General features: G+C 66.7%; 13 protein-coding genes. 6 read left to right on the top strand and 7 right to left on the bottom strand.

The genetic code is table 11. The features are described from left to right. Positions 1-10 precede the first annotated feature (10 nt). Together SLQ31_RS06260 and arcA are read right to left on the bottom strand one after the other, a co-directional pair. The gene (locus SLQ31_RS06260; RefSeq protein ID WP_319430595.1) at positions 11-1462 is read right to left on the bottom strand and encodes an aldehyde dehydrogenase; all 1452 of its coding nucleotides are present in this window, start codon (positions 1460-1462) and stop codon (positions 11-13) included. Beyond that, a complete protein-coding gene (arcA, locus tag SLQ31_RS06255) occupies positions 1459-2655 on the bottom strand; it encodes an arginine deiminase (protein WP_319432879.1) in 1197 nt (398 codons plus the stop codon). Before arcA ends, SLQ31_RS06260 begins: the two co-directional genes overlap by 4 nt. A gap of 59 nt (positions 2656-2714) precedes the next feature. On the opposite strand from arcA, the gene soxR reads away from it, so the two are divergent. Beyond that, positions 2715-3146, top strand: coding sequence for a redox-sensitive transcriptional activator SoxR (soxR, locus tag SLQ31_RS06250; RefSeq protein ID WP_319430593.1), 432 nt, complete (start codon positions 2715-2717; stop codon positions 3144-3146). 40 nt (positions 3147-3186) lie between these two features. Next, a complete protein-coding gene (locus SLQ31_RS06245) occupies positions 3187-3783 on the top strand; it encodes an alpha-ketoglutarate-dependent dioxygenase AlkB (protein ID WP_319430591.1) in 597 nt (198 codons plus the stop codon). Positions 3784-3785: 2 nt separating this feature from the next. On the opposite strand, the gene SLQ31_RS06240 is transcribed toward SLQ31_RS06245, so the two are convergent. Both SLQ31_RS06240 and SLQ31_RS06235 read right to left on the bottom strand, forming a co-directional pair. Next, the gene (locus SLQ31_RS06240; RefSeq protein ID WP_319430589.1) at positions 3786-4445 is read right to left on the bottom strand and encodes a DUF5642 family protein; all 660 of its coding nucleotides are present in this window, start codon (positions 4443-4445) and stop codon (positions 3786-3788) included. Positions 4446-4473: 28 nt separating this feature from the next. Continuing rightward, the gene (locus SLQ31_RS06235; protein WP_319430587.1) at positions 4474-5139 is read right to left on the bottom strand and encodes a DUF5642 family protein; all 666 of its coding nucleotides are present in this window, start codon (positions 5137-5139) and stop codon (positions 4474-4476) included. 62 nt (positions 5140-5201) lie between these two features. Between SLQ31_RS06235 and SLQ31_RS06230 the strand changes: the two genes are divergently transcribed. Next, the gene (locus SLQ31_RS06230; protein ID WP_319430586.1) at positions 5202-6164 is read left to right on the top strand and encodes a linear amide C-N hydrolase; all 963 of its coding nucleotides are present in this window, start codon (positions 5202-5204) and stop codon (positions 6162-6164) included. Positions 6165-6212: 48 nt separating this feature from the next. Here the strand turns inward: SLQ31_RS06230 and SLQ31_RS06225 are convergent, their stop codons facing one another. Further along, complete coding sequence (locus SLQ31_RS06225; RefSeq protein WP_319430584.1) at positions 6213-6689, bottom strand: TspO/MBR family protein; 477 nt, start codon at positions 6687-6689, stop codon at positions 6213-6215. After that, positions 6631-8007 carry a PE-PPE domain-containing protein gene (locus tag SLQ31_RS06220; protein WP_319430582.1) on the bottom strand — a complete coding sequence of 459 codons (1377 nt, stop codon included), beginning with the start codon at positions 8005-8007 and terminating at the stop codon, positions 6631-6633. The genes SLQ31_RS06225 and SLQ31_RS06220 overlap by 59 nt, the downstream gene beginning before the upstream one ends. A gap of 224 nt (positions 8008-8231) precedes the next feature. Between SLQ31_RS06220 and SLQ31_RS06215 the strand changes: the two genes are divergently transcribed. From SLQ31_RS06215 to SLQ31_RS06205, 3 genes are all read left to right on the top strand, one after another. Next, the gene (locus tag SLQ31_RS06215) at positions 8232-8948 is read left to right on the top strand and encodes an LpqN/LpqT family lipoprotein (RefSeq protein WP_319430580.1); all 717 of its coding nucleotides are present in this window, start codon (positions 8232-8234) and stop codon (positions 8946-8948) included. 70 nt (positions 8949-9018) lie between these two features. Beyond that, positions 9019-9330, top strand: coding sequence for a hypothetical protein (locus SLQ31_RS06210; RefSeq protein WP_319430578.1), 312 nt, complete (start codon positions 9019-9021; stop codon positions 9328-9330). A 106-nt stretch (positions 9331-9436) separates the two neighbouring features. Continuing rightward, a complete protein-coding gene (locus SLQ31_RS06205) occupies positions 9437-10720 on the top strand; it encodes an HNH endonuclease signature motif containing protein (protein ID WP_319430576.1) in 1284 nt (427 codons plus the stop codon). A gap of 22 nt (positions 10721-10742) precedes the next feature. Here the strand turns inward: SLQ31_RS06205 and SLQ31_RS06200 are convergent, their stop codons facing one another. Continuing rightward, a complete protein-coding gene (locus SLQ31_RS06200; RefSeq protein ID WP_319430574.1) occupies positions 10743-11564 on the bottom strand; it encodes a shikimate 5-dehydrogenase in 822 nt (273 codons plus the stop codon). Position 11565: the final 1 nt, after the last annotated feature.

Raw genomic sequence — 11565 nt, 5'->3', positions numbered from 1 at the left:
GTTGTCCGCACTATATGTGCACCGCGCTCGCGATCAGCTTGGTCTCGAGGTATTCCCCGAAGCCGGCCAGCCCCATTTCGCGGCCGTTGCCCGACTGCTTGTAGCCGCCGAACGGAGCGTCAGCCGAATACCACACTCCCCCATTGACGCTGACCGTGCCGGTCCGCAACCGCGCCGCCACGCGCGCCGCGCGGTCCGGGTCGGCGCCCCACACCGCGGCGGACAGCCCATACGGCGAGTCGTTGGCGATGCGGACGGCGTCGTCGTCGCCGTCGTGGGCCAGCACCACCAGCACGGGCCCGAAGATCTCCTCCCTGGCCGCCCGAGCGGAGTTGTCCAGTCCGCGAACAACCGTCGGCGCGATGAAGTACCCCCGGCTCAGCCCGGCGGGCGCGCCCCCACCGCAGGCGAACGAACCGCCCTCGGCCACAGCCAAATCCAGATATCCCTGAACCCGGTCACGCTGACGCGCCGAGATCAGCGGGCCGCAGACCGTGGCGGGATCGGTCGGATCGCCGACCGGTATGCCGGCCATCGCGGCCGCGGCGGCCTCGACGGCGTCGTCGTAGCGGTCCCGCGGCACCAGCAGGCGGGTGGTGAATGCGCAGCCCTGGCCGGCGTGGCGCGAGACGGCCAGCGCCGCCGCGCCGGACGCCCGCACCAGATCGGCGTCATCGAGCACGACGAACGCCGACTTACCGCCGAGTTCGAGGCACACCTTGGTGATGGTCGGCGCCGCAGCGGCCATCACCGCCGCGCCGGTGGCGGTCGAGCCGGTGAACGACACCACGTCCACCCGGGCGTCCTCGCTCAGTCGCGCGCCGATGCGCGGGTCGCTGGAGGTCACGATGTTGACCACACCGGGTGGAAAGTCGGTGTGCTCGGCGATGATTCGCCCGATGTGGGCGGCGCACCACGGGGTTTCCGGGGCCGGCTTGAGGACCACGGTGTTACCGGCCGCCAGGGCAGGCCCGAGCTTGGCAAGGTTGATCTGGTGCGGAAAGTTGAACGGCGTGATCGCACCGACGACACCGTAGGGCTCACGCACCAGCGTCCGCCGGGACGCGATCCCCATCGGCGAAGCCACACCGAGATCGGTTGTCCACGAATAGTGTTCGGCGGTGTCGGCGGGGAACGCGAGGTCGTTGACCGGGCCCTGCAGGTGCGAGGCATACGTACCAGTGACCGGAGCGCCCACCTCGGCGACGGTGATCGCGCGCAGTTCCTCGATCTCGGCGTTCAGCGCGCAGCGCAACTGGCGCAGGCAGTGCACTCGCAGCGCCACATCCCGCGACCAGTCGCTGTCGTCGAAGGCACGGCGTGCCGCCCCGATCGCCCGGTCCATATCGGCGGCGTCGCCGTCGGCGGCCGGCCCGATCGACTCTTCGGTGGCCGGGTTGATCGTGTCGAACGTGCCCGCCCCCCCGACGACCAGACGCCCGTCGATCAGCAGGTCGGTCACAGCGGATCCCGCGCGACCGGGCAGGACATGCACCGCGGTCCGCCGCGTCCGGTACCGAGCTCGGATGCCGAGATGGGCAACACCTCGATGCCCGAATCCTGCAGCCGCGCATTCGTTTCGGTGTTGCGTTCGTAGGCGACCACGACGCCGGGCGCAAGCGCGAGCGTGTTGTTGCCGTCGTCCCATTGTTCGCGTTCGGCGGTCACCGGATCCAGCCCGGTGTCGATGACCCGCAGCTGCTCGATCTCCATCGCCTCGGCGGCGGCCTTCACGAACGGCGCCTCGTCGAGGATCCGCACCCCGTCGGGGGTGCGCTTGATGGTGAAGGCCGAGAGCGAATCACTGATGGCCGGATACATCACCACCGCGTCAACGTCGACCATCGTGCACACGGTGTCCAGGTGCATCTGGGCCCGCGACTGAGCGATCGGCACGGCCAGCACCGTGTGCGCCAGCCCGTCGTCGAACAGGCTGCGCGCCAGCGCTTCCGCACCTGCCGGGGTGGTGCGCTCGCCCACCCCGACGGCAACCACGCCGGGCGAGAGCAGCAGCACGTCGCCGCCTTCCACCGGGGCCGTGTGCGACTCGTAGGCGCGCCGCACTCCGAGGAAGCGCGGGTGGTGGGCGTAGATCAGGTCGGTCAGCGAGGTTTCGCGCATCCGGGCCGGCAATGCCAGTGAGGTGATCGCCACCCGCGGGCCGATCCAGAACGACGAGTCGCGGGTGAACAGCAGATTCGGCAGCGGCTCGATGACGAAATCGCCGCCGTGATGCATGCGCCGCACCAGCGAGGTGTCGGTCTTGGCGCCCGACGGCAGTTCGGTGAACGTCATGCCCGCTGTCAGCACGTGCGCCAGGGCCGCCGGTTCCAGGCTGCGCAGATATGCCGAAAGCTCCTGCGCCAGTGGCAATCCCAGGCGGCGCGCGTCCACGGCCGCCGCGATGCCGTGAATCCGGGCAGCGCCGCTGCCCAGGGCCTCGGTCAGCAGATCGGACATCAGCAGCACTTCAACGCCCCGCGAACGCAGCAGATCGGCGAACGCATCGTGCTCTTCCTGGGCTCGCGACACCCACGGCAGTCCGTCGAAAAGCAGCTTGTCGTTGTTGCGTGGGGTCAGTCGCTGCAATTCGGCGCCGGGCCGGTGCAAAATGACGACCCGGAGCGTCCCGACCTCGGAGTTGGAGCCCAGCACGGTGGCAGTCACACGTAGCACCGTAACAACAGCTCAGCCACCTCAACTATCGTTGAGGTGTGACCGAGCAAGAACTGTCGCCCGGCGAACTCGCCCAGCGGGCCGGCGTGGCGATCTCGGCACTGCATTTCTACGAACGCGAGGGGCTGATCACCAGCCGCCGAACCTCGGGGAACCAGCGGCGCTACCTCCGCGACACCCTGCGCCGGGTGGCGTTCATCCGGATGTCCCAGCGCCTCGGCATACCGCTGGCCCGGGTCGCCGACGCGCTGGCGACACTGCCGACCGACCGGGTGCCGACCAGCCGGGACTGGGCGCGGCTGTCCGCGGGCTGGCGCGAGGATCTCGACGAGCGAATCGTGCACCTGCAGCGGTTGCGCGACAATCTCGCCGACTGCATCGGCTGCGGCTGCCTGAGCCTGCGCAGTTGCGCACTGTCGAACCCGGAAGACGTGCTCGCCGGCCACGGACCCGGAGCGGCGAAGCTGTAGATGTCTTCCCATCGAACAGATGTGCGATATCCTCGATCGCGTGTCTGTGGTGGTTCAGAGCGCGCTGTTCGAGCACAGTGAGCGCCGCGAACTCGGCGCCGGTGCGTGGATCGACATCCGTTCGGCGTGGGTCGAAGATGCCGACGTGCTGTTCGACGGCCTCGTCGACGAAACCCCCTGGCGCGCCGAACGGCGGCAGATGTACGACCGCGTCCTCGACGTCCCGCGACTGGTCAGCTTCCACGACCTGACCACCGAGCCGCCGCCGCACCCCGTCATCACCAAACTGCGCCGCCGCCTCAACGACATCTACGGCGGGGAGCTCGGCGAACCCTTCACCACCGCTGGTCTGTGCCTGTACCGCGACGGCACCGACAGCGTGGCCTGGCATGGCGACACCATCGGCCGCAGCCGCTCCGAGGACACCATGGTCGCCATCGTCAGCCTCGGCGCGACCCGGGTGTTCGCGCTGCGCCCCCGCGGGGGTGGACCGTCGCTGCGGTTGCCGCAACGCCACGGCGACCTTCTGGTGATGGGCGGGTCGTGCCAGCGCACCTGGGAGCATGCGATCCCGAAGACCGCCCGCCCGCGGGGCCCGCGGATCAGCATCCAGTTCCGCCCGCGCGACGTGCGCTGAGCTCAGCTGCGAATGGCGTTGACGCCGGCGACCAGGAGGTCGCGGGCGCGCCCAGTGTTCACCGGCACGATCGGCTTGTCGGCCACCACCAACGGGTTGGCGCTGACGATCACTTGATAGACGTCGAAGTGGGCGGAGTAGTTGTAGGTCTCGCCGGTGCGCACCTGGTTGTTGACCATCGCCTGCAGGACGCGGTGCACACCCAGAGTCTGGACGCCGTCGATCTTCGGTGCGTCGACGATCTCGACCACTCCGCGCATCCCGGCGCCGTTGAAAGTGACCTTCTGGCAATCGGGTCCGGGCTCGGTCACCGGCAGCGGCGCGTTGGTTTCGACGGCGATGACGATGAACCGGTTGCCCTCCCCCTGGGCGGAGACCGCGGCCATGTTGCCCTCGGTGCCCGTCGGCACGAGTTGTCCGGCGGCGAATTTCGCGCAGGCGGGCGGGTCGAAGGTCAGTCCGTCGGGCAGCTTCTGTCCGGCCAGCACTTGGGGATCGATCCCCGCCTTGGCCGTCTCGGACACCGTGAATTCGGGACCGAAGCTGGACTTCAGCGTCGTCACCTTCGCGATGTCAGCCTTTGAATGGGCCGATCCGCCCGAACCACACGCGACCAGGAGTCCGGCACACAGCACTGCGATGACCGCGCCGGGTTTCAACATCGTGGCCAAATGTACCGAACGCGGGTGTTCAGCCGCGCAGGGCAGACACCGTCGTGACCAACAGATCGCCGACGAAGTGCGAATCCAGTGGCGGATGCGGGGATCCGGGATCGGTGACCAAGGTGACGAATACGACGCGGCCGTCGAGGTAGGCCTGCGCGGTCACGGCATTGCCGTCGGTCTCGGTCCCGGACTCGACGACCATGCGGGTGCTGACCGTCATCGCGACGGTGTCGGCGCCGTCGATGTGCGGCGCTTCAATGAGGCTGACGTCGCCGGTGGTGTGCGCGAACGTCATCGTCCAGTGCGCGCAGTCGCCGATCAGGCCGTCGTCCGGCACACCCTGGGCCGGCACCGCGACGACGACGTAGACCGTCCCGCCCGGCCCCGACGCCGAGTACCCACGGGCGCCCGGATCGTCGGGGGCCGGGTCGGCGAGTGCGGCGCATTGCGGGGGCGTTGCGGTCCACCCGGATCCAAAGCCCCACAACCCCGCTGCGCTGCGCGGTCCGGACACGTCGGCGATCTCGTAACCGGCGGGCAGCGCGGGCCGGATCCGCTTGATGTTCGCCGGATTCAGCGGACCGGCGCTGGGCGGTGCGCTCGGTGACGACGACGGCGCCGCCGGATTGGGCTGCGCCGCACATGCGGCCAGCCAGAGCGCCGTCATCAAGCAGACGAGGAGCTGCCGCACGGGGCCTTGATACCACTGATTGTTGGCCTGGCGCGCTCGCCTCGCGGGCTAACCTGGCAGCCATGTGTACTCGAGTGCTGTGGAACACCAATGACGTCGCCGTTTTCACCGGTCGCACGATGGACTGGCCGGAGTCGACCCAACCGTTGATCGTCGGCTTTCCCCGCGGGCGCGAGCGCGACGGCATCAGTCCAGCCGGATTCATCACCGATTCGAATCCGCTGCGGTGGACCAGCCGTCACGCCAGCTTGGTGACCACGATCTACGGTCTGGGCACCGTGGACGGTGTCAACGAGGCGGGCCTGGCCGGCCACGGCCTGTACCTGCAAGAGACCGACTTCGGCCCGCGCGACCCGGCGAAGCCCGGGGTGCATGCCGGACTGTGGTTGCAGTACCTGCTGGACCAGGCCGCCACCGTGGCCGAAGCACTGCAGCTGATGGACGAGATCGAGGTGCTGAAGATCTCGGCCCACGGGCACGACGCCAACCTGCATCTGGCTCTGGAGGATGTCGGTGGCGATTCGGCGATCATCGAGTTCGCGCAGGGCCGCCCGGTCATCCATCACGGGCGCCAGTACACCTTGATGACCAACGACCCGACGTACGACGAGCAGTTGGATCTGCTGTCCCGGCAAGACTTTTCGCACCCCACCAGCGAGATGCCGCTGCCCGGCAACGTCAACCCGGTCGATCGCTTCCAGCGGGCCGCCTACTACTCGGCGCTGCTGCCCAAACCGGGTTCGCAGCGTGAGGCCATCGCGAGCGTGATGGCGATCATGCGCAACGTCTCGGTTCCGTTCGGTGCGCCGTACAAGGACTTCGGCGTCTACAACACCGAATACCGAACGGTGACCGACCTGACCAACCGGATGTACTTCTTCGAGCTGACCACGAGCCCCAGTGTCATCTGGATCGAGATGGATCGGTTGAAGCTCGACGGCGGGCCCATCGCGGTCAACCCCTATGACGAGTCACTGGTCGGCGACATCAGCGACCGCTTCGCACCGCACGACATGCCGTTCTAGCGGTTAGGACCGACCTGCCGTCCTAGCGGTTAGGACCGACCTGCCGTCCTAGCGGTTGAGACGCCAGATGTCGGTGGACATCAGCGTCGCGAACGAGCACCACAACGGGTAAGGCGCCAGGGCGGCGCCGAGTTTCGGGCACGCTCCCCCGGCCCGGCGCGCCAGATCAGCACTGCTGACGGCCAGCGCGCCCGCGACAACCGCCGACGGGCCCAGCTTGTGCGACTTGAAGAAGAGCCAGCTCCACCCGGCGTTGAGCACCAGGTTGACGCCCAGCGCGGCGGAGTACGCGCGGGCCTTGTCGGCCTCGCCCGCGGTGCGCAATTTGTCGATCGTCGCGGCCGAGGTGACGGCGATGTCGGCGTACAGCGACGTCCATGCCACCGGGAACACCACGTTCGGCGGGACGTAGCGCGGCTTGCGCAGCGTGGGGTACCACGTCTCGACACCGGCTCGGCTGGCGACGCTACCGACCACGGCCGCTGCGGCTGTGGCCAACGATGTTGCGATGATCGACTTGCCCATGGGCGCCAACGTACCCGCGCGACGGGTGGCTCAATCCCGACCGCGAGCGAGGTTTCAGCCCTGCCGCGCCATCGGGCCGCACCGCCGGCCGCCGAGTGGCCGGCGCCGGTGTGCTCGAAGCCGGTGTGCTCGGTGTCGCGGTTGGCGGCATCGCAACGCCGACTCCGAATGTCCCGGCCGGTTTGGTCCCAAGGGGCCGCCCGAACCCCACGTCCTGCAGGCCGTCATCCAGCCCGGTCGGGATGGCGGTCAGAAGGTTACGGATCTTGGTCAGCGGGTCGCCGGAGTCAAGCAGCGTCGCCGAGGTCGGGTCCCCCGCGTTGACGCCGCGGTCGTAGCCCCATTCGACGATCACCCGCAGCGGCGCGTCCAGCACGTCGAGAATCGGTGCCGGCACCCCGAGTCGGGCCAGCGGCATCAGGAGCGGAAGACGCGCGGCAGGCAGCAGATAGTAGGTGGTATCGCCGGTGGTGCCCTGGTTTATCGCGCCGGTCACGGACACGGTGTAGTTCGGGTGCTCGTAGATGATCCCGGCGAGCGCGTTGAGATCGGCCAGCAGGTTCAGCGGGCGGCGCGGAAAGTCCGCCCACCCGTCGTACTGCCACGCGATGTCGGCGGTCGGGAACCGGCAATTCGTGCCGTCCGCGTCGCAACTGTCGGTAGGTGTGGCGCCGTCGAAGGTCACCCCTAAAACAGGAATGTGAAGTCCGGTGAAGCGCTCCATGATCCCACCGTTCGGCCGGTTCGGATTGCCGATGAGAACGAATGAGGCATCCAGGTCCACGCCGTTGGAATCGGCAACCGGGAGCCACGTTCCGTCCGGTTTGCGGTACTGCGCCAACAGGTTTCGCTTCTCGATGGTCGCGATCCTTGCGCTCTGCGAATACCCGAACACCGTGTAGCCCGAGGATGACGCGGTGTCGTCATCGAAACTGTGCGCCTGACACGATGTGCGCCCCTGCAGGCAGTTGTTCAGATTGCCGACGCCGGCCGCGACCGAGGTGTCGAACAGGTCCGCGCCGAAGACGGGCCAGAACTGTTCTGGGGTATGGACGGCGACCAGGTGATAAAACCCAGGATCGGTCGCCTCGGCCCTGGCGAGACCGGTGGGCGCGATGTAGTTGTCGAGCGCGCCCCGGACAAACTGCCCGACGAAGTCGGGTGATTCGCCGACCAACGGATGCCCGGTGCCGCCCATGATCAACGCCGTGGTGGTGGTCAGCTGAACGCCGATTGTCAGCGGTGCGACGGCTCCGACAACGGCCGTACATACGACGCCAAGGAACGCCTGGCGCAGCACGCGCAGACAGCCGACCATGGCGTCCCCCCAACGCCGAGCGCAACGCCTATGGTGGCTTAGCCCGACCCACCGCCGCGACCACGCTGCGCCATTGAAATTACGCGACCTAGCGGCAATGGTGCTCCTCTTCTGCGGCGCACGTTCACAAACGTTCAAATTCGCTGTGAATCGCACTAAGCTGCTCAATCGAATTTGGTTGGTCGCTGGGAACAGTGCGCCACAACAAAAGGAGAACTCGTTCGATGAACAAATTGACGGCGGTTGCCACGGCGGGCGTGGCTGCCATTTCGTTGAGTCTCGCGGTTGTCGGCTGCGGCTCGGACAGCAAGACCGAGACCAAGACGTCCACGTCGACCTCGACGTCCACCTCGACGTCCACCTCGACATCGGCGTCGAAAAGCACTGAGACATCGGCGAGCCCGGCACCGGCTGCCGGCACGAACAAGACGATTCAGGATTACCTGAAGGAGAACCAGATCACCGAGGCGCCGGTCAAGCGCGGCGATCCCGGCTCACCCAACATCGACCTGGCGATGCCGGCTGGCTGGTCGGATGCCGGGGGGCAAACGCCCGACTGGGCGTACGGCGCGGTTGTCTTCAACACTCCGCAGGACCCGGCCGATCCGCCGAGCATCATTGCGATCGTCTCCAAGCTGACCGGCAACGTCGACCCGAAGAAGGTCCTCGAGTTCGCGCCGGGCGAGCTGCAGAACCTGCCGGGCTGGGAGTCGCTCGGGGACGTCGGCAAGAGCACGCTGAGCGGTTTCGACGCCGTTCAGCTCGGCGGCAACTACATGAAGGACGGCAAGAAGCGGATCATCGCGCAGAAGACGGTGGCGATTCCGGGCAAGGACGGGCTGTACGTCCTGCAGTTGAACGCTGATGCGCTGGACGGCCAGGAAGGTCCGCTGATGGAAGCCACCAACGCCATCGACGAGAAGACGACGATCACCCCCTGATCGGTGAATTCCGCGGCTGCCGGCGTGTGTACACGCGCCGGCAGCCGCGCTCATCTGGAGAGGTTTGGTTGTGACATCTTTCGAACCGCAAGTACCCGAAGAGCCTGAGATCCCTGAGACTTCAGCGGGCGCCCGGATGCTGAAGTCGCTGAGCCCGCGCTCCGTGCTGTCGATGGCCGACCCATATCCGGTGGTGCTCAAGCAGTTTGTGCAGTTCTGCTTGATCATCGTCTACCCGGGATGGGTAGTCGGGCTGCTGTTCGCGCTGGCGATCTACTACTCGGTGTACGGCGTCTTGTGGGTGCTGTTCGCGCCGATTCGGTTGTGGATGAAGAAGAATCGGCCCGACGAGTACGCGGCGAGCCAGCAGAAGCAGATATAGCGGCCTGAATTCGCTTCTGCGGATTGGCTTTATCCCCAGTCTCGGATTCATCCACAGATTGCTTTTGGGCGCGGTTTGGGTCGGTGTGTGGGCATAGTATTCGAACATGAGTTCGATAACGGTGGCGCTGGATGCGCTCGACGCCGCGGTCGAACTATTGGGCGCCGCTGATATCGAGGAACTGCCCGCGCCGGAGCGGTTCGCGCCGATCGAACGACTGGAAACCGTGGTGCGTCGTCTGGTCGCGGTGTCACACACCCAGATCACCCATCTGGAGCGTTACGAGGGCTGCCCGCCGATCCCGATCGTGTTGGCTGATGTGTTGCGGATCAGCCGTCCTGCGGCACGGCGGCGGGTGCGTGATGCTGAACAGTTGACGGCGCGCACCACGTTGACCGGCGACCCGTTACCCGCCTTGCTCCCGAACACCGCCTCGGCGTGGGAGGCCGGGGACCTCGACGGTGAGCATGTGCAGGTGATCCAGAAGTTCTTCCGCGACCTGCCCGACCATGTGGGGCCGGTCGAAGTGGACAAGGCCGAGAAGTCCTTGGCCGAGCACGCCCAGAATTTGCGGCCCGATCAGCTCGCGAAGGTCGCCGACCGCCTCGCGACTCACCTCAACCCCGACGGGAAGTTCTCCGAGGAAGACCGGGCCCGTAAGCGTGGCTTCCTGTGGTGTGGGGGTCAACGCGCCGACGGCATGAGTGTGGGAAAGCTGACCGCGACACCTGAGCTGCGGGCGATGCTGGACGCCTGGTTGGCGAAGTTCGCCGCACCGCAGCCCGACGATCTGCGCAGTCACGCCCAACGCCAACATGACGCGCTAGCCGAGTTGGTGGGTGGCCGGCTGGGTGATCCGAAACTGGGTCAGCACAACGGGTTACCAGTCACGGTCATCGTCACAACCACCCTGCAGGACCTCCAGAATGGTGCCGGCCACGCGGTCACTGCGGGCGGCACACTGATCCCGATCTCAGACCTGATTCGCATGGCCACGCCGGCGAACCCTTATCTGGCGGTCTTCGACGGTGTCACCGGAAAATCCTTGTGGCTGGGCAGATCCAAACGGCTGGCTTCAGCTGATCAACGCATTATATTGCTGGCCAAATACCGTGGCTGCACCGCACCCGGCTGCACCGTCAACGGCTATAACAGCCAGGTCCACCACGCCACCAAAGACTGGAAACACGGCGGCACCACCGATATCGACCACCTCACGTTGGCGTGCAAATGCGACAACCTGCTGGCCGAAAACGACGGCTGGACCACTCAACAACTCCCAGGCGGCAACACCCACTGGACTCCACCACCAGGCGTCCCACTGCGAGGCGGCACCAACGACTACCACCACCCAGAACGCCTGCTCCCCAAAGACGACGAAAAGGACTAGAGCGGTGGCATTTCCGTAGGATCTAGGCGCGGGAGAACGCCGACGCGTCAGCGACCTGTTGCGGGCTCGGCCGCACCCCGGTATAGCGCTCGAATTGTTCGGCCGCCTGCAAGGCAATCACCTCGGCGCCAGTGATGACCTGCTTGCCTGCCGCGCGAGCCGAGGCGATCAACGGCGTTTCCGACGGCAGCGCGACGACATCGAAAACCGTGTGCGCAGCCGCGATCACGTCGTCGCCATACGCCGGTTCATGTTCCTCGGGGCCGTCTGCCATCCCGATCGGCGTCACGTTGACGATCACTGGCGCACGAAGATCGCCCACCTCACTGCGCCACTCGTAGCCCAACCGCTCCGCCAGCTCCAGCCCGCTGTCGGTGTTCCTGGCCACGATCGTGCCGTTTCCGAATCCGCTGTCCCGGAACGCCGTTGCCACCGCGCTCGCCATCCCGCCGCTGCCACGGATCAGCACCGCCACGCTCGTATCAAGACCGTACTCGGCGATCAGTCGCTGCACGGCCGTGTAATCGGTGTTGGCAGCGGTCAGCTCGCCGTTGTCGTTGACGATCGTGTTGACGGCGTTGATCGCGCGTGCGGACTTTTCCACCTGATCCACCAGCGCCAGCACATCCTGCTTGAACGGCATCGACACCGAACACCCACGGATGCCCAACGCCCGCACTCCCCCGATCGCGGCAGCGATATCGGTTGTGGTGAATGCCTTGTAGATGAAATCCAGGCCGAGTTGCTCGTAGAGGTAGTTATGGAACCGGGTGCCGATGTTACTGGGCCTGGCCGCCAGCGATATGCACAGCCTGGTGTCCTTGTTCAGCGCGGGCCTGGCCATG

The organism is Mycobacterium sp. RTGN5, from assembly GCF_033804465.1.
GTDB lineage: Bacteria > Actinomycetota > Actinomycetes > Mycobacteriales > Mycobacteriaceae > Mycobacterium.
The sequence above is the reverse complement of the archived record's forward strand: the minus strand, read 5'-3'. Positions and strand labels throughout refer to the sequence as shown.